The following is a 25,293-nucleotide window of genomic DNA, read 5'->3' on the forward strand; positions in this document are numbered from 1 at the left end:
GAATTGATGTAAGGGAGACAAAGAAATGAACAAAAAAGACATCGCTAATATTCGTAAACAGTTCAAAATAGATAATGACTTAATGAAAATTCATGAGATTTTTAATGTTTATATTATGAAAGAATCAAGTGATATCTATCATTCGCAAAGTCAAATTTTCGATATGCTCGACGAAGATGAAAAAGAGTTATTTATGACAAACTTTAAAAAAGTATTAACTGGCCAATTGGATGAAAAGCTCTTTGAATTGAAATTTCAATCTGATGTTGATAATCCAACACAACTGATCCTACATAAAGGATTATTAACCGCAGAAAGTGAAGACTGGAAGGACCAGATGTTACAAATCGTTGAAAAGATGCTACAGGATAGACAATACGAGATGGATATTGTCGTTACCTTTATCCGTGGTGAATACTTGAAACCGATGAAACGTAGCAATGAAGAAACAGAAGAAAGTGATCGGGATTCGGTATATTCTCATTCCTTTATTCTTTGTAGTATCAATAAAACACAAGATCCGAAGAAGGAATTGCATTTTGATTATATAGAAAAGGAATTTAAATACAATGTCGTAGTAGATCCCGTGATAAATTTAAACGCACCAATCGGAGGTTTTTTATTCCCTTGCTTCACCGATAATGCGGCAGATGTGAACCATGTGCTTTATGCGGCTGGGAAAGCCAATGAACCAGATGAGTTATTTGTTGAAGACGTCTTAAATGCGGAAGAAACGATGACAGCAAAAGAGGATAAAATTGTGTTTGAAGAGGTTGTTCGTGATGCTGTCGGTCATCAAATTAATACATCCACTCTCGCAAACGTATATGAAGAAATTCATCGTATGACAGAAGATAATGAGGAAGAAGAAACACCAACATTAGATTATAAAGATGTCGAACAAGTATTAAAGTCCAGTGGTGTAGAAGATGTCGATACAGAAAAAATGGAAGCTGCTTTTAAAAACGTCATCGATGATACGAGCTATGAGTTAAAAGCGCGTAATATCGTACCAAAATACTCATCAAAGTCAATTAAAATCAATACTAAAGTCGCTAATATTGCCGTCAGCCCCGAGGAACTACGTCACGTTAGACAGGTAACATTAGACGGTAGACGTTACCTGATGATTGAAGTAGAAGAAGATACTGTAATTGATGGGTTTACTATGATCCCAGAGGCTTTTAAATAAGATGCTATAAACAACAAATCTCTGTGAGGAAACTTAGATTTGTTGTTTTTCTTTGTTTTGATAACAAATCTTTTACTGACTGCGATTTGTCTATGATAACCTAGTAAACTACTAGCCCCGAACAAGCCTATTATGAACAAACGGTATCTCCGGACTTGTTAAATCTCCTACATCTATTTCTATTCCAAATTTCCCGTGATAATCTGTCCCACCTGTCATAAGAAGGTCATATTGTTTAGCTAACTCTATTATTCGTTGATGATCTGCCTTGGTATGATCAGGATGTGTTAACTCAATTCCACCTAAGCCGATTTCGACTAATTCGGGAATGAGATCATAAGAATTTAGTTGACCTGGATGCGCAACGACTGCGATACCACCATCTAAGATAATTGCTTCTACCGCATCATAAACATCGACGTAAGTTATATCCCTATTGGCAACACCATCTCCTTTAAAAAGCGATCGGTATAGATGTCGATAATCAGCAGAACTGTATGGTTTATTTATGATATGACGCATAATATGTTGTTTATAGATTGTTTGTGATGGTTTCGCTGTCTCTAAGATTTCACTTTGATCAAGTGGATAACCTAATGAACGAATTTGCTCTATTTGCCAAAGTGAGTTTTTCTGTCTTCGTTGTAGTAGTGGCGTGCATAACTCCTTAATATGTGGTGCATCTCTCCGATAAAGATAGCCTAACACGTGTACTTTCCTATTGCGTTTATAATCATAAGCAGAAATCTCCACCCCCGGAATCACTTCCACTCCATATAATTCTCCCATTTCTTCCACTTCTGGCCATCCTGCAACAGTATCATGATCTACAATACTCACATGTGTGACATTTGCCTTTACCGCTTGCTTTATCAATTCTTCCACAGAATCTGAACCATCAGAATAATGACTATGTACATGTAAATCAGCTTTCATGTGGTACACCTTCTAGCACTACTGACATTTCATTGCTTTTCATGTCAAAGACCTTATCACACAAACCTTCCATAAATTCAATGTCATGGAAAATCCCAACTAATGTTGTACCTTGTTGTTTTAATTTTTCAATCATTTCACGAACCTTCCATTTTGATTGCTGATCCAAGCTTGCTGTTGGTTCATCTAGTAGTAGTAACCTTGGCTTTTTAACAGTGGCCATCGCAATATTCAATCGCAATTTCTCTCCACCTGAAAAGGTATTCGGATAACTATCCCACAATCCCTCATCCATTTCAAAATAGCTTAGTGCTTTTTCTGTTTCTATTCGAGCAGTTTCTTTTGTTTCCCCCATCTCCAATAATGCGTTTTGGACAAGCTCCCGACACGTTGTTCGAGGCATGACATTTAAAAATTGTGATACATAACCAATTTCATTTTTGCGTAAAAAAATTATTTCACGCTCTGATGCTTGTATTAAATCGATTTTGCCAAATTGTTTCGAATCATATATTATCTGACCTGCATTGGAAAGATAAGTACGATAAATACTTTTTAAAATAGTAGATTTACCACTGCCACTCTTCCCTATGATCCCAAGAAATTCACCCGCATGAACAGAAAATTGAATCTCGTCAACCGCAGGAATCGTTTTATTTAAGTGATGAATGGTAAAAGCTTTACATAGCCCATTTACTTCTAACATAGTCATTATTATACCCCTTTCTCATTCATACGATAGTTCATTGTTGTCATTAACTCACCATTTACCATTGTATGAGTAAGCGTTGGATAGCCATCAGCCAAACGATCTATTACGAGCAAATCTGCTTTTTTACCCGGCTTAATCGAGCCAATCTCGTGATCCATATGAACAGATCGAGCGGGATTCAACGTCACCATCCTAAACATCTGGTGTAAATTCTCACCTTTGTCATGCAACTGAAAAATCGCATGCAGTAATGCTGCAGGGTAATAATCACTACACAAAATATCCGCATAACCATGTTCTATCGCTTCTGCAGCAGATAAATTACCAGAATGAGAACCGCCCATTAAAACATTTGGCGCCCCGACAATCGTATAAAGGCCATGCTGCTTAGCTTCTCGTGCTACATCAAGTGTAATTGGAAATTCACTTATCGATGTACCGTATGATTTAACTAACTCTAACTTTTGGACATTATCATCATCATGAGAAGCAACGGCAATACCTTTAGACTGTGCTAATGCTGCTACTTCTGTTATTTTTTCCATCGTTAATAATTCTGTACTTGTTCTTTCCGCAATCAAAACACTTACTTCTTCGTCTGAAAGATTACGGTGGACTTTGATATTATTCCGGTATATTTCTAAATTGCGATATTGGCCTTGACCAGGTGTATGATCCATAAAGGATAATAAATGAACCTTCCCTTCTTTGATGTTGTCTACCAGTTGATCAATTCCTTGAATATTATCCAATTCAAACCGCGCATGTAATCGATGACGAATCATATGCTGTTGGTTGTGTGCTTGGTGAATCGTATCAACCATTCGTTGCATGTTTTCCGGATGACGAATATGTTTACGGGTAATTTTCCCTTCTTGATAAAAAGAAAGAGAATGAAACATCGTGGTGATACCGTGACCAAGCAATATCTTCTCTGTTTCTCGCAAACTAAGTTGAAAATCCATCATACTAGAAGGTCTCGGAGCTACTACTGTCTCAATATAATCAGAATGAATATCAATAAATCCTGGTGAAATATAACCACCATTCGCGTTAATGAAATCTGCATTCTTATAATTACTCACTTCTGCTTCAGGAATGATTGCATCAATAACATCATCTACCACTATCACGGCATGGTTTTCTAATATAGAGTCCTCTGTAATGACCTTTCCATTATGAATAATGTACAATCTTATCGACCTCCTATAATAATGAATAAACAAGCTGTTGCGTATATTCGTGTTGTGGATCTTCCAGAATTTGATCTGTTAAACCTTTTTCAATAATTTCCCCATTCAACATAACAATAGAACGATCAGCTAGCATGCGAATTACAGCCAGATCATGGGAAACAACGACCATACTTATATGTAGCTCACGTTGAATTTGCTTAATCAAATCTAAAACACTCGCTTGAACAGATAAATCCAAGCCTGTAGTAACTTCATCTAAAAACAAAATAGGTGGATTATTCGAAAGTGCCTTTGCAATTTGCACGCGCTGTTGCATCCCACCCGAAAAATTTTGTGGTTCTTCTTTCCTTCTTCTTAACGGAATATGGACATTTTCCAGTAATTCTTCTCCTCGCTTTTCCATGCTACCAACATGACGATTTCCCGCCGCAATCATTTTTTCAGCAATATTGCCAATTGATGAGAAATTCATTTTTAATCCGTGTACAGGATTTTGATATACCATTCCATAAACATGATTACGAATATATCGTTTTTGTTGAGATGAAAGATTTAATACGTTGTGACCTGCTAGTCCTGGTTGATTAATATACACTTCTCCAGCAGTCATATCACTATCAAAATAAAGGCCCTGAAGCATAGTTGATTTGCCACTACCGCTCTCCCCAACAATTCCGAGTACTTCTCCTGGATACAAATCAAAGGAGACATCTCGAACAGCATGCACGGTACCACAAGACGTGCAATAATTCTTCTCTACATAAACACTTTCTTTATCAAGACAATGAGGACAGCCTGTTCCAAATTGCTTTTGTAAATGTTTCACTTGCAATATTGGGGTTTCAGACATAACTATTCTCCACCTCTTCCTTCTCTTTCGCATTCAAATGCTCCATACAAAAGCTAGTATCGTTGCATTGATAGCTTCTCTCTCCTGTATCAGGATCAATGATTTCATCAAGAAATACATCGGTTGATCCGCAAAGCTTACATGCCTTTCCTTCAAATGATTCAACAGCAAAAGGATAGTCATCAAACGCCAATGATTTGACATCCGTATAAGGAGGCACAGCAAAAATTTTCTTCTCTCTTCCTGCACCTAGTAAAATAAGTGCTTTGGATTGATGCATTTTCGGGTTATCGAACCTCGGAATCGGGCTTGGTGTCATCATATATCGTCCATTCACATATACAGGATGTTCAGCACCGGTAGACATCCGTCCATATTTCATAATCTGCTCAAACAGAAGCAACCAGGCACCGCTGTAATCATCCTCCGCATGCATTCTTTTGGTCAGATATTCTCTCGCCTCTACTTTACGGAGTGGTTCGGGATTCGGAACTTGTAAAACGAGAATTTGATCTTCTCTTAACTGTTTTTCAGGGATTCGATGCCTTGATTGAATGATATTAGCTTCTCCTGTGTCTTCCGTTACTGAAACACCCGTCGTATGCCGGACCAATTTTTTGATACTTACAGCATTGACAGATTCGTCAGCACCTTGATCGATCACTTTTAGCACATCGTCTTTCCCAATCAGAGAAAGGGTTAACTGTAAACCACCCGTCCCCCAGCCTCTCGCTATCGGCATCTCTCTTGATGCAAATGGAACCTGATAACCAGGTATGGCAACTGCTTTTAATGTAGCTCTTCTAATTTCCTTCTTTGATCCTTCATCAAAGAAGGCAAAATGGGGTTTCGTGATCATTTGTTGTTTCCTCCTTTCTTCACTTGTCTCGCACTATCCAATTTGGATTGGAATGTAACGTAATGTGGCAATTTCAAGTGAGAAATAAAGCCAGTCGACTCAACGGAATCAATATGTAACAAGACAAACTCTTCATCATGAGTCGGAAATTCACCGTGAGGATTTTCTAAACATTGATCCAATATACTCATTGCGATAGCTTTTGTTTCATTTTGCCCGAAGCTAATGCCATAACCTATTTCAAATTCGAGCTCTTCCTTTTGATTTTGTTTCTTCACATTTACCGGCACAAATGATTCTACTTCCGTCAATTTCACGTCACCAATATAAAATAAATCGTCTGGATCACTCTCTTCCTCGTATGGATGTTGAACATGAATCGGTACATTACCCACTCTTACTTCCCCAATCGTTGGATGCACCTGTCCATAGCCACGTAGTGATGCATATCCTAAAGAAGTAACAGCACCAGTTTGACCTCTCGTTAAAACCTGCAATCTTTCACTTCGTCCAGTTGGAAATTGTATACTTTGCTTTGTAATATCTTTCGGAGGCGTATCATCTAGTGGATATCTTTCAAATAGACCTTCCTCACGAAGATAATCCACTACTTTCGGAAAAAACTGAAGCTCTTTATCTGCAACATCATCACACATTCGCTCCTGAAATTCTTGTAACCAAGCTTGATTCTCTTCCTTCTTCTCGTTTACCAGATTAAAATCTAACAAACGATGTGTATAATCATTCGTTGATCCTAACAGCTGACCTCCAGGAATATCCTTGAAACTAGCAGAGATCCTTCGCTCAACAAACATATCCTCTGTATCTACTGTTTCACTATAGTAATAACGTGGCAGAGTGGAACGATGAGCTCGTAGTAAGAATACAGCTTCTTCCATGCTTCCGCCGGCTTGCTTGATGGCAAGAGCTGCCAAAAAAGGAGCATACAAGCTTGCCTCCGACATTACCTGATCCACTAAAGGACGCATTGTTGCTAAAATAGTCTTGATTTCAACTATTTCTTCGCCTTTTAATCGATCATATTTCAATCGGTCCAAAGACGCTTCGATTGCTTCTGTTCCACCTTTAACTGCAACATATCCCATTAGCTCACCTCCGTTATCGTGACAGATGTTGTTCTTGGTATACAGGCTACCTGGCTTGAAAAGTCTGCTAATATAACATCTATACCCAACGGATACTCGTTTACTTTCTCATTTCGTTTTTGCCAAAATGAATGATGAAGTCCGGTCTGTAGTTGTTGAGCACCGTTTATCCCTGGACCGTTCAAAGACAGACCAGTACTATTAGACAACAGATCACATTCAACTATCCATGTTGCCGATAATTGTGGATCATGAAGATTACCAGTCTTACATTCTATGAAAGCTTTCTCTATTTGGTATTCTGGTGCATCCTGTAGCATCAAAATAAAATCTGCTTTGTCAATCGCTTCTGTTTTCGCCATGGTATAAGAGGAAATAATCTCTGTTAATCTTGCTTTTTTCTCTTGATTTGCGATAACATGAAAGGTTACTTCGGCATCTATAAACGTTAAGGCAGACAAAAGAAAAGCATGATTACACGGGAATTCTTCATTCATTTTTTCTGTAATGCTATTTAACTTTGAAATGTTCCCTGGTCTAGACATACTGTGAAGAATTTTTCGGTAAACTTGTTGCAAATCATGAATTTGATCAACTACCATTCTGATCACCTCAGGCACTTATATTAAACTTCCATCGTTTCAAAATTTACTTTCGTCTTTAAGATTTCTGCTTGTTGTCTTTCTTTTTGCTGAAAGATTTTTTCTGCCGCTACTTCTAATTTCTCTTCCCATTCCATAGTCTCTGGTAATTCTGCACGATAGGCTGCATCAATGATTGCTAAATGCTTAGCAAGTTCCTCTTCCATTCCAATCACGATTCCGATCCCGATCGATTGATGAACCTCAACCTTTGCTTCTGTTACTAAGGCCTCTCCAAGATAAAACAGAGATTTTTTTGCTGTTTCTCTCATTTTGATCATCGTCAAACCATAGTGAGGTTCTTCTATTTCACGAAATTTATAGCTTTGCGTAACCATCTCTGCTAATTCCTTCGCAAGAACGCCTCCATCTTGGATTAATATCTCTGTTCGCTGTTTTCGTTTCATTTGTCTTCTACCTCCTTACACCTTCAGCATATCTTGTTGCCAAGTTGCTGTCTTGTTAAGATTTTGTAAATCGATCAGTTATCCCAACTAATGTTATATTTAAATTTATTACTTCGATATAAAACCTTTGTATGTTCTAATACTTTGTCAGATGAGGCGTCTAAACAGTTACTCTCCACCATAATCAATGGTTCCATACTTTTGCATGCCAGTAATTGTTGTTCTTTAAGTGTGGGAAAAGTAACACTAAGCAAGCTATATCCATTGATCAATTCTGTATACCCTCGTTCTTTGTAGTAGGCAAATATTGATTGAATAGATGAACCATCTTGCTCAATATCTGGAAACAATTTTTGATTAAGATAAGAAATATGAATCGCAATTGGTTCATTTTTAATTACTCGTAGTCTTTTAATTTTATAAATATTGTCTTCTGGATCTGCTGATAGGCGGTCATAGATTTTCTGATCAAATTCAATCTGTTCACAACCAAGATTCTCGGTAATCAGTTGGTGACCTGATTGTTTCATTTTTTCTGTGAAACTGGCCTTTCCATTTAAGTTTAACTCCACTCGGAATGACTCATTTTTCACATATCTGCCAACTCCTTGCTGGGAATAAATAAACCCTCGTTCTTCTAGCTTAGCCAATGACTTTCGAACAGTAGCCCTAGGAACTCGATATTGTTCAGCTAGTTCATTTTCTGAAGGAAGTTTCTCGTTCTCATGAAATTTTTCATCGATTATTTTTTTCATTAGATCATCTAATATTTTTGATTCGATATCTGCTGGCAATTGTTTATACCTCCCCTTATAGAAGTGATTTTTATCTTACATTCAATGATAACTTAGTACCATAAAAGAAATGTTAAGTTTTGTTAAAAAGTTGTTTGCAACGATATCAAGGCGAGATATTATCACCTCTTTCATCAATGGACGCATATATCGTCAACAAATTTATTTAATTACAAAAAAGCTACTTACCGCTTCATAGCTGATAAGTAGTTTTTCCGGCTGAAATTATATTTTTCTTGACACACCACTATCAATGGCTGCTTGAACAACTGCTTCTCTTACACGTTCTACGACTTTTTCATTAAACACACCCGGGATAATGTAATCCTCACTTAACTCATCTGATCCAATGGTAGCTGCGATCGCTTCTGCTGCGGCTACTTTCATCTGTTCATTTATCGAAGAGGCTCTGGCATCCAATGCTCCTCTAAAAATGCCCGGGAAACAAAGGAGGTTGTTGACTTGATTCGGATAATCAGACCTTCCTGTTGCCATGACTCTAACATGATCACGGGCAATGTCAGGTGAAATCTCTGGAATTGGATTGGCTAAAGCAAAAACGATCGGATCTTTCGCCATATTCTTCAAATCCTCTTCTTTTAAAATATCTCCTCTAGAAACACCGATAAAAATATCCGCATTTGTCATCGATTCAGAAAGGGAAGCATCCACTTTCTCAGGATTAGTATGATTCGCATACCATTCCCACATCTTATTGTCATATTGATGATCACGGGTAATACTGCCTTCCTTATCTACCCCAATAATATTTTCGGCACCTGCCGCTAAAAGCATTTTGGTGATGGCAATACCTGCTGCTCCGATTCCACAGACGACAATTTTACACTCTTTCAAGCTTTTCTTTGTCAGCTTTAAGGCATTCAAAATACCTGCTAATACAACAATTGCAGTTCCATGCTGATCATCGTGAAAAACAGGGATATCTAACTCCTGTTTTAGTGTTTCTTCTATTTCAAAGCATTGAGGAGATCCAATGTCTTCTAGGTTAATTCCACCAAACCCTGGACTGATCGCTTTAATGGTTTGAATAATTTCATCCTTATCCGTCGTATCAAGGCAAATGGGATAGGCATTAATATCAGCAAATCGTTTAAACAGCATCGCCTTTCCTTCCATTACAGGCATTGCTGCTTCCGGACTTATTTTCCCTAACCCTAGGACAGCTGTGCCATCTGACACAACCGCAACAGAATTACTCTTGATCGTTAAGTTATAGGCTAATAAAGGGTTAGTATTGATCGCATTACAGACCCTTGCTACTTCAGGCGTATAAACATGGGAAAGTTGTTCTCTGTTTTTCAAATCCAATTTAGGTTTAATATCAATCTTCCCACCTAAATGGACAAGGAACGTTCGATCGGAAATGTGCTTCACATATACTCCGTCACTATCATTTAAAGCTTTAATCACTCTTAATTGCCCTGGTTCATCATTCACTTTTATCGTAATATCCCTAATCGTTTTTTCAGGTGTCTCTTTTTTGACATCAATTGCTACCAGATCAGCATCATTTTCATGAATAAGTGTTGCGATTTGACCGATATTTGCCTTAGCCTTTTCAATTTCCAAACGGATAATGATATGCATGTTAGAACGCATAAGGACAGCCTCCTTCAGGATTATAAGTATGGATTACAAAAAGAACTTACCATTAATCATCTAAATCTTTCTTAACAGGCTTCATAACCAGTGAATGCTTTTGTTCTACATACTTACCTATTACTGATGAATTTATTCCTCTTCTGACAGCTGTTTCGATTACGACGTATAAAATAAACATCACAATAACAAATACAAATATATTGATAGTTATTTCCATTTGATCACCTCAAGTATATTGTATTTCCTATTGGGTTTGATTTAAACCAATACTTTTCGACAAAAATAACAAATAAATAATTCTGACGGATTACATCATGCCGCCAATAGTCATGAAACAGTAATCACAATTTTTCCTTTCGCACGGCCTTCTTCAAAATACCTAAAGGCCTCAGGAACCTCTTCTAGTTTAAACCTTCTATCTAAAACAGGCTTAATCAAGCCTTGTTCAAGTAGTTCTTGGAGAAAGATTAAATCCCCATGATTTGCCCTTTGTAAAAAAGAGCTCATTTTCTTCTTTCCTGTTAAGGTTAGCAACGGTCCGAACACCATTGCTTGTGCCATTTGCACACCTTTACCACCGACCATGACATACGTTCCATTCGGATTCAATGCCCGTTTATAATCAAAAATAGATCGATAACCATTAACAGCCAAGATTAGATCATACTTGTTTGTTTTTTGGGTGAAATCTTCCTTTGTATAGTCTATTATATGATCAGCTCCGATCGATCGTAAAATCTCTATATTTCTCGTACTACATACCCCCGTTACCTCTGCGCCAAAGTATTTGGCAATTTGTACTGCAAAAGTGCCCACACCGCCAGATGCGCCGTAAATCAGAACTTTTTGACCTGACTGAATGTTCCCTTTATCCCTAAGTGCTTGTAGAGCAGTAACTGCTGCCATCGGGACTGCAGCCGCTTCTTCGAATGATATATTATCTGGCATTGGCACTAAAGCTTCCTCCGGAACAGCAACATATTCTGCATACCCACCCCATCCAAAAGGTTCTAGGTCTCCAAATACTTTATCTCCGGATTGAAATTGCTGCACGTTTTTACCAACCGCTTCAACCTGACCTGCAATATCTCCTCCAGGTATCGTGTATTTAGGCTTAAATAATCCAAATGCAAAACGAGATAAGAATGGCTTTCCTTTTAGAACTACTAAATTACCATAGTTCACTGACGCTGCATGTATCCTTACCAAGACTTGATTGTCAGTGGGTTTTGGCTTGTTGATATTTTGTAATTTAAGCACATCAGGAGAACCATATTTTTTATACATGATTGCCTTCAACATAATCCCTCCTTATTTCGTTATTTCTTTGAAGTGCGCATTATATTGTCAATCTGTTTATATCAATATTTATGATATTGTTCATTGACTTAAGTCAATGAACCAAAACTTATTTACTTATATAATGCTATTAATGCAATAACTTGGGAGGATGATAAGATGGTTAATTCTATAAGTCAACGAAATGCTGCTCTGACTGCTGGTATTTCATTAATTATTATGACAATTGCTGCATTTTTTTCTTCTGGATTTGTCTATGAAAGTCTCGTCGTACAAGGGGATGCGGGTACTACTTTTCACAACATCAATAACTCACAAATACTTTTCACAGCCGGGGTCTTTGGTTGGCTAATCATCTTGATAACGGACATATTAGTTACTTGGGGATTCTATATATTCTTGAAACCACTTAATAACAATCTTTCTTTACTTGGTGCTTGGCTTCGTCTTATGTATACGGCAATATTAGCCATCGCCGTGTTTAATCTAATAATGGTAATGCTCCTTACGAATAGCGCTGATTATGTAGCTTTGTTTCATATCGATCAGCTCCAAGGAAAAGTGATGTTGTTTTTAGATGCATTTCATATGATTTGGTCGATGGGGTTAGTTATTTTTGGCGGGCATCTCTTAGTTGTCGGATATATTACGTTTAAATCAGACAGCATACCTAAATTCATTAGCATTTTGTTGTTGATAGCCTCTGTTGGGTATATAGTTAATCACCTTTTGATTACATTTCTTCCTCAATACGAAAGTGTCATCACGGTACTTGAGTTGGTATTTCTATTACCTATGATTGTAGGAGAATTAGGATTTGGTATTTGGCTACTAATTAAAACCAAGATAAAGGTTTGATCTCTACTGCTTATCTATCACCCGCTTTTTAATTCTGCTTAATGATTCTGGAGTAATACCAAGGTAACTTGCTAACTGATGTTGGGGGACGCGATTGATTAGAGCTGGTCGTTTCTGTAGAAGTGCTTTGAACCGCTCTTCCGGTGTAGAAGCAATAAATTCCGCAAAATCATCTTTTAGCTGAATGAAGTTTTCTTCTGTCATCTTGCGTGTCATGGATTCTAATTGTGTATACTTGTCAAACATGTCATTCTCTATATCAAAATCACCATTAACAAGTAAGCAATCTTCCAAACATGTAAAACTGTATGCAGATGGATGATCCGCTTTAGGGACAATTGCTTGTTCTTCTGTATAGAAGTTAGATGTGACTTCATTGCCATCTTCATCAATTGCATATTCCCTGATACATCCCTTCAAGACGAAATAACACCTTGTAGGAATCTCTCCTTGTCTTAGGAGAACGGTTCCTTTTTTGCATTCCTCGATCACAAGATCTTCCATAATAACTTGTTGTTCTGCTTGTGTAAGGTTTGTAAACTTACTCATGTACTTGAATAAGATATCTTTCATTTGCGTACTTCCTCCCCTATATAGTTGCTATTCTAATTATATTACATGTCAGCAAATACCAAAATAGATAGGGGAAGAAAGAAAAATAACCATTGGCTAACAATTCGGTTATTCGCCAATGGTCTCAGGTAAGTATATTAGTGTCCTTCACTTATGGCTTAGAAAACTTCCGTCGAAATTTTTTCTATTTCCACGGTTTGCCCTTTTGAATAACATGCGCTAACTCTTTGCTAGCAGCCCTTCGTTTTTTTCTAGCTTCCACTCGTTCTTTCGCTGTTTCGTGCAAATATTTCTCTTCCTCTGTTACTGGAATAACATTGGGAACAGGAACTGGTTTACCTTCTTCATCCACGGCAACAAAAGTTAAAAAAGCATTCGCAGCAATTTTACGATCCCCTGTAATCAGGTTTTCTGCCAAAACTTTGACAAACACCTCCATAGAGCTTGTTCCTGTCCAAGTAACAATCGACTCTAAACAAACAGACTCACCTGTGCGAATAGGTGCCAAAAAGTCGACAGAGTCAGTTGAAGCAGTTACGACAGGACTCCTCGAATGTCTCATTGCAGAAATCGATGCAATATCATCAATATAACTCATTAATTTCCCACCAAAAAGTGTTCCGTGATTATTCGTATCGGGTGGGAATACATGGCCAACTTTCACAGCAAGGGTTTCATTAATATAAGTATCTTCCATACTATCACCTATTTTCGTTATTTTTTATTGATCATTGTTTCTCCATAACAGGCTATTTATTAATAACTTCCCCCAACATCTCGATCCCTTTCGTTATTTCCTTCTTATCACTATAACTAAACGATAGACGGAGCCATTCTTTACCATCTTGTTCATTTAAGAAGAAATATTTACCTGGCAAAAAGGACACACCTTGATCTTGTGCTTGTTGTAATAATCTTGCAGTATCAACACCAGCCACCTCAACCCAAACGAAGTAACCTCCCTCCGGCACATACCAGGTAACGAATTTTGGCATATATTTTTTTAATGCAGCAAGTAACGCATCGCACCTCTCTTGATAGGATATTCGTAACGTGTTAAGTCTATTATCAAAATTATTATTCCCCAGATATGTAGCCATAATCGCTTGTGCAAAGGGATGATCTAAATCTTTTTTAAACCAATATAGGGAAGTGATTATTTCCTCTGTTGCAGCTACCCAGCCAATTCGTAAACCTGGCGCTACCACTTTGGATAAAGAACCAACATGTAGGACACGATTTTCATGATCCATTGCTTTTAACGTTACAGGCGGTTTATCAAAATATAGTTCACCATAGGCATCATCCTCTAAAATAAGGAAGTCATATTGAGAAGCTAGCTCCAAAATATGCTTGCGACGTTCTGCTGTCATCGTTGTTCCGGTTGGATTTTGAAAAGTCGGGATCGTATATACTATTTTAGGTAGCGGGAGACCTTGCTCTTTCCTTTCTGCCAATACTCTTTCTAGTTCTTTTGTCTGAAGTCCCTGTTCATCGATTGGAATACTAATAAATTGACTCGTATAATTTTGAAATACTTCTAGTGCTTCCATATATGTCGGTGCTTCAACTACCACAACGGTTTGCTCATCCACAAATACTCGAGCAATTAAATCAATTGCCTGACATGCACCAGCTGTAACTAGAAGTGCTTCATCTGCAACTCGCATACCACGATCTGACAACCTAGCTTGAATTTGCTCCTTTAGTGTATCCATCTTCGGCGTACCAAGATAATGCAGTGGTAAATCCTTTTCTTGTTTCAGTAATTGAACAACTGCCTCTTTCACTTCATTAACGGGTACAAGGTCAGGTGCTGGAAACCCTGAACTAAGCCGAATACAATTGTCTGGTATATTCGGCATCCATTCACCTGGTGGGTCGTTTTTTAATGCATTCTTTATGTTTTCTGAATAAAAATTTTCGACATTCACGATGATCATTCACCTTTCCTTGAGACAATAAGAAGCATTGGTAAGCACCAATGCTTCTTATTTATATTATGACCGATTATTTAAAAGAATAAAAGGTGTGCCATTAATGCCGCGACTGGCAACGTAATAATCGTTCTTTGTAAGAAAATAATAAATAATTGAAAAAACGAAATCGGAATTTTTGATTTTAATAACAAAATACCTATTTCCGACATGTAAATTAATTGAGCAAGTGACATAACTCCAATCACAAAACGGGTTAATTCAGACTCAATCCCACTACCAACTACTGCAGGCAAGAACATATCCGCAAAACCAACAATCATTGCAGGAGCAGCAGCCTCTGCCTCTGGTAGTTGCAATAATTGCAAGAACGGAATAAACGGATAAGATAAATAGTTAAAAATAGGTGTCTTCTCGGCAATAATCAGTGCGATAGTACCTAACGCCATCACCAATGGAATTAAAGCAAACCAAATATCAACTACATTCAATACACCGCTTTTGATAACACCACGATAACTTTTCACTTGATCCGCTTTTTCTACTGCTTTTTGTACACCCCATTTAAAACTGGACACACCTTCTGGCACGACTTCATTTATTTGTTTACCTGCTGCTTCATAATAGGTATCTTTTTTTAAAGATAAAGGTGGGATTCGCGGTACAATAATTGCCGCAACAACACCTGCAACTATGACGGTTATATAAAACTGAACAAACATATGATCAATGCTTAAAAATCTAGCAATAACCAAGCTGAATGCAATCGATGCAATCGAGAAGTTAGTTGCAACTACTGCTGCTTCTCGTTTCGTATAATAGCCAGATTCGTATTGCTGTGTCGTTAATAATACCCCTACTGTTCCACTCCCCATCCATGATGCTAAAGCATCAATCGACGAACGACCTGGTAGCTTGAATAAAGGGTGCATAATTTTTCTTACGATGGTACCGATAAAATCCATTAAACCAAACTGTAACAACAGTGGCATAAAGAGACATGCAAATAGGAACCAGACCATTAACACCGGAATCAGATCAAATAATACTGTTCCGCCTGTCGCCATCGACCAAATAAATGCAGGGCCGATTTCTGCTAATGTCATGATGGCGAATATGGCACCGATAAATCGTAAAGCTATCCATAGTGGCAGGATATTAAATAAACTATCCAAAAAAGAATTGTTCTTTATCATCTGCAAATTTATACATTTTACTATTAAACTACCAATAGCAGACAAACATAAAATAATTGTCATAATGAGCGGAATATAATCTGCTAACAGTGCTTGCAAACCATCTGCTAACACACCTAACCCAATTGTAACTTTACCACCTACTGAAATCGGGACGAGGAATAATAACACCCCAATCAGGGATGGTAGCCAGAATTTCATATATTGACTTGCTGTGAATTGTTGTTGTTCTGATTTCATGATGTTCTCTCCATTTTTTTCTTTGTTGTTTCTATTATTTTTTTGAATAAGTATAATATATCATTTCTATGTATATTTATGCAACGTTTTTTATAAAGGTAGAACAGCCAAGTCTAAAAAGAGATATCGATCATGAAAAATAGTAGTCCGATAATGTGGTAAGATGTGTGAAGCTAACGATATTTCAAAAATATGACCAGTTCAAACTTCGATTATCTTTATTTCCTGCTAGCGCTGGGCCGGAAGAAAGCGATACTCCCAGTTTGTACGACATTCAAAAAACTTGTAATAGGCATCTTTAGGATTAGTCGTGTCTTTTTCCAACCTTCCACATTGCTGTGGCGCATTATTGAAAACGTCCTGTGTATTGCTGTTTTCATCATAATAAGTGGTGTCTGGATTCACTTCGATCCATCTCTGATCGGCCTCTTCTGAGTATCTTGATTTTAAGTCATAAATGATAAAATTATCAGAACTGAAATATTTCACTACCCGTATTTCAGAAGTATTGTCATTGCCTTTCGTACCAGCTGTTTCCATAAATGTTTCCAGAACTTCTTTATTTTTTAACTGGTTGTTTTGAAAGATAACATCTGTTTCATTCGGGACAAACGTTTCGTCTTCTGTTTGATTTTGTTCACCGGAAGAACTTGGATTAATATCACTTTGAACTTCATTTTGATCAGATGTACCACATGCCTGTAACAGGATAATCAGTACAATGAACAGACAAATGCATTTTTTCTTTGAAACAATCATCATTTCACCCCAATAATGTATGTGCTTTTTTATAACTGAAACTATATCCTATCCTTCCTATTTACTTTATCATATCGGTAGTTGTTTTTATATAATATTTAACTTATTAGTAATTAACTTCCACTTATGTATTGAAGAAAACGAAAAGCTATCCTCTATCGAATACTATTCAGTTACTAGCTTGCCCATGGCTAGAAATATCAAGAGAGACTGATTTTAGAAAGTTAAAAAAACTGTAGCAGAATTGCTTGCCGCAAACTTTAGACTTTCTTTTCTTAACAAAAAAGCTCTTATAACAATCCGTGTTATAAGAGCTAGACGATTTCGCCAAATTATTTATTCATTTTATTTAAGAAATCTCCAAGCAAATCATCAAGATCTGCTTCTTCTGACTCTTTTTCCTCTTCCTCCAATTCTCGATTCTCTTTTACAGCTTCTTCCCAGTCAAACGAATCTAAATCATCATCTAATGGATCATGTTCCTTTTCTGTCTCACTAACATCCTGTAATCCATCTTCATTGTTCGTTTCTTCCGGCAATTCCTCTTGTAAATATAGTGCTTCATCAATATCTGTAGAACTACTATTAAGTGAAGCCAATAAAGCAGTAGCTCTTACCGGATCATTTAAGAGCTGGTAAACAATACTGCCTAACAGTGCTTCTGAATGTTCATGCTTCAACCAATTTCGTTGTGCCTTGTTCAAACTGCCCGGAAGCGGAATCGTAATGGTTTCCCTTTCCTTGGAGCTTGTTTCATTAATCCCTTTTAACACCAATTCAGCCATTTTGCTTGAAAAATTCCGTCGTTCCGTTTCCTTCAGTTGTTGGATTTCCTTCAAAAGATAATCTGGTGTATCTGAAGGGATTCGAAATGAAATGGTCTGGCCTCTTTTAATTTGGTTTGTTGATTTTTTCATGTCATCACCTTAAGACTTTTTCGCTGGCTTTTTCTCTTCCTTTGGCTTCTCAGCTTTTTTTGTGAATTCAGAAATAAGCTTATAATACGCATTTGCCATCATCCAAATACTTTCCTTTTCATCCTCAAAAAATTCAATGTTATAGCCATCTAAATTATTGTTAAGTGTTTTGAGATACTCCTTCAAAACGTTGGAACCACCGCCAACGAAGTAACAGATTTCGGTTTGAGAATTTTTTTGCCAGACGTTTCTTAATAAGCGATATTGCTTTTTTGCTAATTCCAATAAAATTCGGTCGGTAATATCGTGTACACTTGTCCGGCTTCCTTTGACCATAATATGGTTGCGATCGTTATTTCGAGTAATTATTTCAACGACATCGCGACGACTGTCCAGTTCAACTCCATGGTTACTGAAAATTTCCTCGCGAATATTTTCAAGCGATTCGGACACTCCTAGATTAAAGCCTTGTGCTTTATCATCGTCAACCGTTCGATTCTTGATTACTGCTATATCAGTAGACAAACCGCCGATATCTTGAATAAGAATTCGTTTATCGATTAAATCCTTATTAATGATTTTTAAATCATGATCCATTACCAGATTGATATAAGCAGCAAAACCTTCTGGATACACCTTAACCTCATCAAATTTAATATTTACTTTAATCCCTTGATATTTCGGTGTCACTAAAAATTCTACCTGGTGAACTGATCCAAGCAGTTTCGAACGATACCCTGCATCTTTTCCTTCCTTCACTTCTCGAAGTGGTAATCCTGTTCCTAATATATAATTCGCATCAATCACTTGATTAGAACCTTGTTTATTTCCTTTCGCTGCATCTAACGCTATTGAGGCAAAAAGCATAATTAACGTCTGATCTTCCTGTGATTTACTGCTTCCTGGGTCAAGCTCTGTCGAATTACTTGATTTGGACGCTAAGTGCCCTACACGGTAAATCGCATTGTTTTCCTGGAGAGCAGGGGAGTGCACGCGAATATGTATGCCTTCCAAAGGATCTTTTTGATCTAATTCTTCTATACCTATGACAGGACGGTCTTCTATATCTCTGGCAATAATATTCGGTATGTTGAATTCCTGATCCAACTCACCAAATATCGCTTTCACTGAATCATTTCCTACATCAACTGCTGCAATTCTTGATTGGCTCATTTCATAATCATCCTTTTATTAAAATCTATTCTTCTAAAAAGGATATTGCAGATGATTGCTGTCATCAATGAGTTGGAGTAAAAAGATATATAACTGTAATTTCAATGAAATAAGTCGTAATGTGTATACAAAATTGTTTACGTTGTTTACATACAAGTACACACATTGTTACATCAACTTGTAAACAACTTCGTAAACAAGTAAACGTGTTTGTATACTTATTGTTTACAATTCGTACACTTGTAAACTGAAATGTTTATGTAAAGAAAAATGAAAAGACCGAACATGATGATAAACGAAAAAGACCACATTTTTCATTAAAGTGATCTTTTTCGATGCTATTTAACATCTGTTTTCAAAAACGATAGAAATACCATTAGTAATGTTATGGTGATACATTATCTTCAAAAGTTTCAAGATTTGTAACTACTCTTTTTAATTCGTGTTGACATTCTTCCACGCGTAGTTGAGCATTAAATAGTGGCTCCGTCGAAGTACCACTTCCATTGATCGCTTTGCCACGTGCCTCTTGAATTTGTTCCTGTACTTCTCGTAGCTGTTGTTGTAGTTCTTTAATTACTTCGATATCAGCTGAATTTCTCGCATCACGAGTAGCTTCCTCCAAGTCATAAGAAACCTTAGAAAGTTGCTCAATTTCATGTCCGTTTTGTATCGGCATGTTCCATTCCTCCCTATTCATAGTACTTCTTATACTTTTTGCAAAAAGCTTAGAATTACTCATAGTTGAAGGAATTAACGTACTGCTTTATGATCTTGTCTCCTCTTTCTCTAGTGATTGAAATACTTGATGTGAATAAACAGGTAAAGCAAAATAAAAAGTTGTCCCTTTCTGCTCCTTACTTTCCACCCATAGGCGACCATTATGGCAAAGAATAATTTCTTCGCTAATAGCAAGACCTAGTCCATTACCTTGCCCCCTACTCTTTGTATAATACCGGTCAAATACATAGGGAATATCTGATTGGGAAATACCGGTTCCTTCATCTTTCACAGCGAAAATTACTTCATTCGATTCAGAAATGGTTAACGTTATTTCAATCGTACCTATTTCGGTATGTTTAATAGCATTGGAAACTAAATTCGCCATCACTTGCTCCAGTCGCATCACATCAACTTCCACTAACGGATACTCACCCATACAATCAGCCACGATTCGCTGGCTAAAATCAAGACCAGCCTGCTTGATTTCTAACTCGAACATATGACAGAAATGCTTATACAATTGGTCGACAGGAATCGCTTCCATCGAAAAGTTCATGTTTCCTGATTCTAGTTTGGATAAGTCGAATAAGTCTTTAATAAGCTTATCCAAACCGCCCATTCTATTTTTTATGATGTGTAAGTATTCCTTTTGTTTTACAGGATCATCCACCAATCCATCTAATAAAGCACTGACATAGCCTTGAACTACCGCAACTGGTGACTGAAGATCATGCGACACATTTGAGAGTAAGTGTTTCATTTTCTCTTTTGAATTGTTCAATTGCTGGTTAACCTCTGTTAATTGTTGATTGGTTTCATTTAATAATGCCGTTCGTTTACGCACCTTTTCTTCTAAATCGGCATAAAGATAAGCATTAACAATCGATACTGCCGCTTGGGATGTAATAAATGTTAATAAACTTAATCGCTCATAGGTAAAAACATGTGTAGATTTATTGTTTTCCATATATAAAACAGCTACAAGTCTGTCTTGATTGACAATCGGGAGACACAAAAGCGATTTTACTTGTGTCTCTTGAATATAATGATTTTCGATAAAAGGTCCTTGTTCTGCCGCATGGTCTAATACAACCGCTTCCCTACTATTCACTACAAAATGAACGATAGCTGTAGATACACGAGAGTGATCCTCCAGTGGTTGGGGGTGATCATATATCTTTACGTCTCCATCCATATGCTTATAGGCTACCAATTCCAGCTTGTTTTCTTTAGGCAACAGAAAGGATGCATGCTCTGCTCCTGCGTAAGTTAAAACTATTTCCATTAATCGGCTAATTAATTGATTTAATACCACTTCGCTTGAAATGACGCGAGCCGCTTCAAAAACTGCTTTTGTATCTAAGCTTTCCTTCATGTGATAGTTAGTTGCGAAACTCGTGTTGATTTGTAGTAACAAATCTGGATAAGTTTGCTTGACTTGTTCCGCGACATGCACGGCTCCCCAATTAATATAACCGTTATAGGCCTCTGTCACAAAGGACTTGGCGGTTTTGGGGGATTGCTTTGCTAGATAAAAATTTGCCGCACAGTGATTGGCAATTGCAACATCTTGGAGGAATCCATTCTCTTCTGCATTTTCTATTGCTTGATGATAATTCACGATCGCCTGGTTACCTTGACCAACCAGTTTTTGATATTCAGCGAGAATCAGTAAATACTTATGCAAATAATTAGCTGGAGATTGTTTTGCCCACTTTTGTAATTTCTTCAAATTAGCCTTTAACTTACTTAAACCTCTTCTTCTCGTGATCTCTTTTTCTTCTATTAACTTTATAATCCATAGTGAATGGTACAAAAAGTAGTCTGGTGCAACGATTAAAACCATGGTATTATCCACGAGTGGTTCTAGCTCCTCAATCAATGAAATTGCTTTAGAACGGTGGTTAAATAAATAGGCCATTTGCAAGCGAGTCGTCTTATGAATAATTGCAGCTGATTTATCATCTGTGAAATCGGAAAACTCCCATGTTGGCTGTTTTTCCGGTGAGGAAAGTACATCAATCCAATCCACTAACTCACTTAAATAATCATTGGAAATCGCATATTCATGTTTCTTTGCAAATGTTAACTGTCTTTCGATTCCTTCCTTAACCTGTTCTAAATTATCTCCCTTTAGATACTGTGTCAGACCAATGAATGCACCAGTAGCACCCGCTAAATGTAAATTACCTGATTCGATACAAAGCTGCTGTGATTTCTCTAAATATTCTAAGCTATAGCGGATAGGCTTTACCCAATGGTTAACAAAAGAGCCAAATACAAAGTAAACTCGTGCTTGTAATGCACTATCTCCAGACTTTTCTACATGTCGAATCGCAAGTCTTCCAAATCGATAGCTTCCTTCGTAATCACTAAATCCAGCGCTTAATGTCAATGCATAATTGTTGTAAACAAGTGCAGCTAAATCCATATCACCATATTTCAAGATTAACCGGAGTGCCCTTAGCATCAAAATTGTGGCTAAATTTTGATCAAAATGATATGCCGGCGCATTGGAATTAATGAGAGTTCGCATAATCAACTTTCGATCTTCATCTTTTACAGCTGGGAGCTTGAGTAAATCTTCTTCCCGTTTGTTTGCTAAAGCAAGCTTTGTTAACAAATATTCTTTTGCTACTAGCGCTTTATTCGGGTTATCCTTTATTTCAATACCATATAACCGCAAACCATCAAGCCCTGAATTTGTCGCTTGTTTCACCTCATGTATATGGGTGTACAATGTTATTTTCAAATTGTAAATATACAATTTTTCTTGTGAGGTTTTTGTTTTTAGTAATGTTTCTTCAAAAACGTCTTCTGCTTCTTCAAAAAATTGGTTAAGATATAACGATTCACCGTATCCCACCATAACAGCATATGTCTCCTGATAATCACTTTCCCACTTATCCTGAGATAATAATTGAAAAGCATTCTGATAAAATGTTAATGCTGATTTAAATGCTGCTGCACGCTTTGCTTGTTCGCCAGCTATTCGATTCCATTTGATTAAATCGCTTTGTTGACCTTTAGTTAGCCGAGATTGACAGAGATTCAAATGGTTCACAATCGAAAAAATGTGCTCCTCCATTTCATCCGTTGTCAAATGACTAATTAATTCTTCTGCAATCAATAAATGACTTTGCTCGCGCTCTTCTGTAGACATCGATGTATAAAATGCTTGTTGAATCTTATCGTGTAAAAACCGATAGTTTGGAGGGTTTTCATCTAATAGCTGTTCATTCTCATTAGGATAGACCCATTTATAACGGGAATCTAGCGGGAGGATAACCCCTTCTTCTAAACCATTCCATAATTGATTTGCGGTTGTTACATAACTTTCCCTAGCGATAGTTGCCAAGAATTTAAGATTAAACTGACTTCCTATACAAGCAGCCAATTGTAATAGCTTTTTCGTTTCCGCTCGTAACGTATTGATCTGCTTCATAATAAAATCAATCATGGAATCGGTCATCGGAATCTCTTTCAATGTGGTAAGGTTAATCTGCCAAGTCGCTGTACTTAAATCAAAATGAATCATTTTTTCTTGATTTAGCAATTGTAATAACTGAATGATAAAAAAAGGATTTCCTTTTGTAACACGATGAATTAACTCAACCAATGGTTCCGCATCTATTGCTTCAAGTGAAAGGATTTCCTCTATCCATTGTTCGATATGGACCTTTGCTAAGGGATGAACAGGAATTGTAGATACATGTACTTCTGTTTGATTGATTTGATTGATAAACACTTCAAAAGGATGCCCAACTGACACTTCATTATCACGATAAGCACCAATAATCAGTAAATTTCTTCTGTCTGGATTTGTTAGAAGATGCTTCATTAAATCAATCGTCGCACTATCTGCCCATTGTAAATCATCAATAAACAATACAAGTGGATGTTTATCAGTAGCAAACACCTCAACAAACTTTCTGACCGCTAACATAAAACGGTTATGGACGCCTTGCGGTGGTAGTTCAGATCCTTCTTCCTGCTTCCCTATCAACCATTCAATTTCCGGGATAAAATTCGCGATTACCCAAGCATTATTAGCCAATGAATGATCCAGTTTAGCTCTCCACCTTTGAATACTTTCCGCATCCTCCGATAAGATTTGCCTTATTAACGACCGAAAAGCTTCAATAATCGGTGCATAAGGAATATGCTTCTGATATTGAACAAACTTACCCGAAATAAAATATCCTTGTTTGTTTAATAATGGTCGATGAAGTTTATGAACCAAGGCCGTCTTGCCTATTCCAGATGGACCTGGGAGTAATACTAGTGCAGGCTTTCCATGCTGAACATGCTCAAACTTGCTGATCAACTCCTCCAGTTCACGATCTCTGCCATAAAGTTTATTTGGCTTCTCCAGCATCGGACTAGCATCATGCTCTCCTAATGAAAATAACCCTAAGTGATTATTTGAATAAAAAGCATGAGAACATTTTTCTAAATCTTTTTTTAATCCGTAAGTACTTTGATACCTCTGTTCCGGCATTTTAGCAAGTAGCTTCATGATGATCTGAGAGATGATTTCAGGTATTGTAGGATTTACTTCGTGAGGGTGGAGCGCCGCTTGCGCCAGATGTGCATGAATCACTTCTACCGGGTCCTTCGCTTGAAATGGAACACGACCGGTTGCTATTTGATAGAACAAAATACCTAACGAATATAAATCGGAACGGTAATCAATTGGTCGATTCATTCTACCTGTTTGCTCTGGAGATACATAACTAACTTTTTCGATCTGATATGGTGTTATGTCAGCTTGGGGCATTTCTTTAGTGAGCATAGTCGATTGGTGAAAGCCTGTTAATTTTAATTGATCGCTATCTGGGTCGTATAAAATATGATCTGGTTGAATCGATTTATGAATAATATTGTTTTGATGAACAGATCCAAGAATAGTCGTTAATTTAATCGCGATCTTTAGAAATGTGCTGATATCAAATATTTGATTATTTCTTAACCATTCTGTTAAAGGTTGTCCTTCAAAATACTCCATCACCACATAAGGTTGTTCCTTACTTTTCTCTAAGGCTACTGGTTTAAGAACTCCATAAAGCTCTGAATCAGATAGCGTATAATACTCATGAATTAATTCAGCTTTTGATTGGGGATCTACTTTATTAGGGATAATCTTGATCAAAACTTGTTCCTCATTGAGACTTGAAACTGCTTTATATAAAAACCATGACTTTGAAGCAATAACCGTATCCTGCAGTTGATAACTCGATAATTTCTTCATCATCTATCATCCTATTTTCAAAATTTTAAGTTAATTTTAACCAGACTTTAG

Annotated in this window: 23 protein-coding genes; 2 read left to right on the forward strand and 21 right to left on the reverse strand. The window is 37.1% G+C overall.

The genetic code is table 11. The features are described from left to right. Positions 1-25: 25 nt before the first annotated feature. Entirely contained in the window at positions 26-1,192 is a 1,167-nt protein-coding gene (locus D569_RS0107985) for a DUF4317 domain-containing protein (protein WP_018931893.1), read from the forward strand. 111 nt (positions 1,193-1,303) lie between these two features. Here the strand turns inward: D569_RS0107985 and D569_RS0107990 are convergent, their stop codons facing one another. From D569_RS0107990 to D569_RS0108045, 12 genes are all read right to left on the reverse strand, one after another. Next, positions 1,304-2,128, reverse strand: coding sequence for a PHP domain-containing protein (locus D569_RS0107990; RefSeq protein WP_018931894.1), 825 nt, complete (start codon positions 2,126-2,128; stop codon positions 1,304-1,306). Further along, positions 2,118-2,840 carry a phosphonate C-P lyase system protein PhnL gene (phnL, locus tag D569_RS0107995; protein WP_018931895.1) on the reverse strand — a complete coding sequence of 241 codons (723 nt, stop codon included), beginning with the start codon at positions 2,838-2,840 and terminating at the stop codon, positions 2,118-2,120. Before phnL ends, D569_RS0107990 begins: the two co-directional genes overlap by 11 nt. 2 nt (positions 2,841-2,842) lie before the next feature. Then, on the reverse strand, positions 2,843-4,033 hold the full coding sequence (gene phnM, locus D569_RS0108000; RefSeq protein ID WP_018931896.1) for a phosphonate metabolism protein PhnM: 1,191 nt from the start codon (positions 4,031-4,033) through the stop codon (positions 2,843-2,845). A 13-nt stretch (positions 4,034-4,046) separates the two neighbouring features. Then, positions 4,047-4,886, reverse strand: a complete 840-nt coding sequence (locus D569_RS0108005) for an ATP-binding cassette domain-containing protein (protein WP_018931897.1) — start codon at positions 4,884-4,886, stop codon at positions 4,047-4,049. Beyond that, the gene (locus D569_RS0108010; RefSeq protein WP_018931898.1) at positions 4,879-5,745 is read right to left on the reverse strand and encodes an alpha-D-ribose 1-methylphosphonate 5-phosphate C-P-lyase PhnJ; all 867 of its coding nucleotides are present in this window, start codon (positions 5,743-5,745) and stop codon (positions 4,879-4,881) included. The genes D569_RS0108005 and D569_RS0108010 overlap by 8 nt, the downstream gene beginning before the upstream one ends. Next, entirely contained in the window at positions 5,742-6,851 is a 1,110-nt protein-coding gene (locus tag D569_RS0108015) for a carbon-phosphorus lyase complex subunit PhnI (protein ID WP_018931899.1), read from the reverse strand. The genes D569_RS0108010 and D569_RS0108015 overlap by 4 nt, the downstream gene beginning before the upstream one ends. Next, positions 6,851-7,453, reverse strand: a complete 603-nt coding sequence (gene phnH, locus D569_RS0108020) for a phosphonate C-P lyase system protein PhnH (protein WP_018931900.1) — start codon at positions 7,451-7,453, stop codon at positions 6,851-6,853. Before phnH ends, D569_RS0108015 begins: the two co-directional genes overlap by 1 nt. A 23-nt stretch (positions 7,454-7,476) precedes the next feature. Continuing rightward, on the reverse strand, positions 7,477-7,899 hold the full coding sequence (gene phnG / locus D569_RS0108025) for a phosphonate C-P lyase system protein PhnG (RefSeq protein WP_018931901.1): 423 nt from the start codon (positions 7,897-7,899) through the stop codon (positions 7,477-7,479). A gap of 74 nt (positions 7,900-7,973) precedes the next feature. Then, entirely contained in the window at positions 7,974-8,693 is a 720-nt protein-coding gene (locus D569_RS0108030) for a GntR family transcriptional regulator (protein WP_018931902.1), read from the reverse strand. A gap of 225 nt (positions 8,694-8,918) precedes the next feature. Next, positions 8,919-10,313 (reverse strand): NAD-dependent malic enzyme, encoded by a 1,395-nt coding sequence (locus tag D569_RS0108035; protein ID WP_018931903.1) that lies wholly within the window; start codon positions 10,311-10,313, stop codon positions 8,919-8,921. A 52-nt stretch (positions 10,314-10,365) separates the two neighbouring features. Then, positions 10,366-10,533: a hypothetical protein gene (locus tag D569_RS24615; protein ID WP_018931904.1), complete on the reverse strand. Its 168-nt coding sequence runs from the start codon at positions 10,531-10,533 to the stop codon at positions 10,366-10,368. Between the two features lie 110 nt (positions 10,534-10,643). Next, a complete protein-coding gene (locus tag D569_RS0108045; RefSeq protein ID WP_018931905.1) occupies positions 10,644-11,618 on the reverse strand; it encodes an NAD(P)-dependent alcohol dehydrogenase in 975 nt (324 codons plus the stop codon). A 168-nt stretch (positions 11,619-11,786) separates the two neighbouring features. Here D569_RS0108045 and D569_RS0108050 point away from each other — a divergent pair, with 168 nt between their 5' ends. Beyond that, positions 11,787-12,473 (forward strand): DUF4386 domain-containing protein, encoded by a 687-nt coding sequence (locus D569_RS0108050; RefSeq protein WP_026287262.1) that lies wholly within the window; start codon positions 11,787-11,789, stop codon positions 12,471-12,473. Positions 12,474-12,476: 3 nt separating this feature from the next. Here D569_RS0108050 and D569_RS0108055 read toward each other — a convergent pair whose 3' ends face one another. The 9 genes from D569_RS0108055 to D569_RS0108095 all read right to left on the reverse strand — a co-directional run bounded on the left by D569_RS0108055 (position 12,477) and on the right by D569_RS0108095 (position 25,245). Next, positions 12,477-13,046, reverse strand: coding sequence for a Crp/Fnr family transcriptional regulator (locus D569_RS0108055; protein WP_018931907.1), 570 nt, complete (start codon positions 13,044-13,046; stop codon positions 12,477-12,479). A gap of 184 nt (positions 13,047-13,230) precedes the next feature. Continuing rightward, a complete protein-coding gene (locus D569_RS0108060) occupies positions 13,231-13,743 on the reverse strand; it encodes an acyl-CoA thioesterase (RefSeq protein ID WP_018931908.1) in 513 nt (170 codons plus the stop codon). Positions 13,744-13,795: 52 nt separating this feature from the next. After that, positions 13,796-14,980, reverse strand: coding sequence for an aminotransferase-like domain-containing protein (locus tag D569_RS0108065; protein WP_018931909.1), 1,185 nt, complete (start codon positions 14,978-14,980; stop codon positions 13,796-13,798). Positions 14,981-15,060: 80 nt separating this feature from the next. Continuing rightward, positions 15,061-16,419, reverse strand: a complete 1,359-nt coding sequence (locus D569_RS0108070) for a YjiH family protein (RefSeq protein WP_018931910.1) — start codon at positions 16,417-16,419, stop codon at positions 15,061-15,063. Positions 16,420-16,647: 228 nt separating this feature from the next. Continuing rightward, entirely contained in the window at positions 16,648-17,181 is a 534-nt protein-coding gene (locus D569_RS0108075; RefSeq protein WP_156822912.1) for a hypothetical protein, read from the reverse strand. Between the two features lie 329 nt (positions 17,182-17,510). Then, positions 17,511-18,095: a hypothetical protein gene (locus D569_RS0108080; protein ID WP_018931912.1), complete on the reverse strand. Its 585-nt coding sequence runs from the start codon at positions 18,093-18,095 to the stop codon at positions 17,511-17,513. Between the two features lie 9 nt (positions 18,096-18,104). After that, positions 18,105-19,268, reverse strand: coding sequence for a ParM/StbA family protein (locus D569_RS0108085; protein WP_018931913.1), 1,164 nt, complete (start codon positions 19,266-19,268; stop codon positions 18,105-18,107). A 385-nt stretch (positions 19,269-19,653) separates the two neighbouring features. Then, a complete protein-coding gene (locus tag D569_RS0108090) occupies positions 19,654-19,947 on the reverse strand; it encodes a hypothetical protein (protein WP_018931914.1) in 294 nt (97 codons plus the stop codon). Between the two features lie 87 nt (positions 19,948-20,034). Then, positions 20,035-25,245, reverse strand: coding sequence for an ATP-binding sensor histidine kinase (locus D569_RS0108095; protein WP_083939014.1), 5,211 nt, complete (start codon positions 25,243-25,245; stop codon positions 20,035-20,037). Positions 25,246-25,293: the final 48 nt, after the last annotated feature.

The organism is Gracilibacillus lacisalsi DSM 19029 (genome assembly GCF_000377765.1).
GTDB classification, from domain to species: domain Bacteria; phylum Bacillota; class Bacilli; order Bacillales; family Amphibacillaceae; genus Gracilibacillus; species Gracilibacillus lacisalsi.

Coding starts and splice junctions, on each gene's coding strand:
- D569_RS0107985 (WP_018931893.1), top strand. CDS start 26: ATGAACAAAAAAGACATCGCTAATATTCGTAAACAGTTCAAAATAGAT.
- D569_RS0107990 (WP_018931894.1), bottom strand. CDS start 2,128: ATGAAAGCTGATTTACATGTACATAGTCATTATTCTGATGGTTCAGAT.
- phnL (WP_018931895.1), bottom strand. CDS start 2,840: ATGACTATGTTAGAAGTAAATGGGCTATGTAAAGCTTTTACCATTCAT.
- D569_RS0108005 (WP_018931897.1), bottom strand. CDS start 4,886: ATGTCTGAAACCCCAATATTGCAAGTGAAACATTTACAAAAGCAATTT.
- D569_RS0108010 (WP_018931898.1), bottom strand. CDS start 5,745: ATGATCACGAAACCCCATTTTGCCTTCTTTGATGAAGGATCAAAGAAG.
- D569_RS0108015 (WP_018931899.1), bottom strand. CDS start 6,851: ATGGGATATGTTGCAGTTAAAGGTGGAACAGAAGCAATCGAAGCGTCT.
- phnH (WP_018931900.1), bottom strand. CDS start 7,453: ATGGTAGTTGATCAAATTCATGATTTGCAACAAGTTTACCGAAAAATT.
- phnG (WP_018931901.1), bottom strand. CDS start 7,899: ATGAAACGAAAACAGCGAACAGAGATATTAATCCAAGATGGAGGCGTT.
- D569_RS0108035 (WP_018931903.1), bottom strand. CDS start 10,313: ATGCGTTCTAACATGCATATCATTATCCGTTTGGAAATTGAAAAGGCT.
- D569_RS24615 (WP_018931904.1), bottom strand. CDS start 10,533: ATGGAAATAACTATCAATATATTTGTATTTGTTATTGTGATGTTTATT.
- D569_RS0108045 (WP_018931905.1), bottom strand. CDS start 11,618: ATGTTGAAGGCAATCATGTATAAAAAATATGGTTCTCCTGATGTGCTT.
- D569_RS0108055 (WP_018931907.1), bottom strand. CDS start 13,046: ATGAAAGATATCTTATTCAAGTACATGAGTAAGTTTACAAACCTTACA.
- D569_RS0108060 (WP_018931908.1), bottom strand. CDS start 13,743: ATGGAAGATACTTATATTAATGAAACCCTTGCTGTGAAAGTTGGCCAT.
- D569_RS0108070 (WP_018931910.1), bottom strand. CDS start 16,419: ATGAAATCAGAACAACAACAATTCACAGCAAGTCAATATATGAAATTC.
- D569_RS0108075 (WP_156822912.1), bottom strand. CDS start 17,181: ATGATGATTGTTTCAAAGAAAAAATGCATTTGTCTGTTCATTGTACTG.
- D569_RS0108080 (WP_018931912.1), bottom strand. CDS start 18,095: ATGAAAAAATCAACAAACCAAATTAAAAGAGGCCAGACCATTTCATTT.
- D569_RS0108085 (WP_018931913.1), bottom strand. CDS start 19,268: ATGAGCCAATCAAGAATTGCAGCAGTTGATGTAGGAAATGATTCAGTG.
- D569_RS0108090 (WP_018931914.1), bottom strand. CDS start 19,947: ATGCCGATACAAAACGGACATGAAATTGAGCAACTTTCTAAGGTTTCT.
- D569_RS0108095 (WP_083939014.1), bottom strand. CDS start 25,245: ATGATGAAGAAATTATCGAGTTATCAACTGCAGGATACGGTTATTGCT.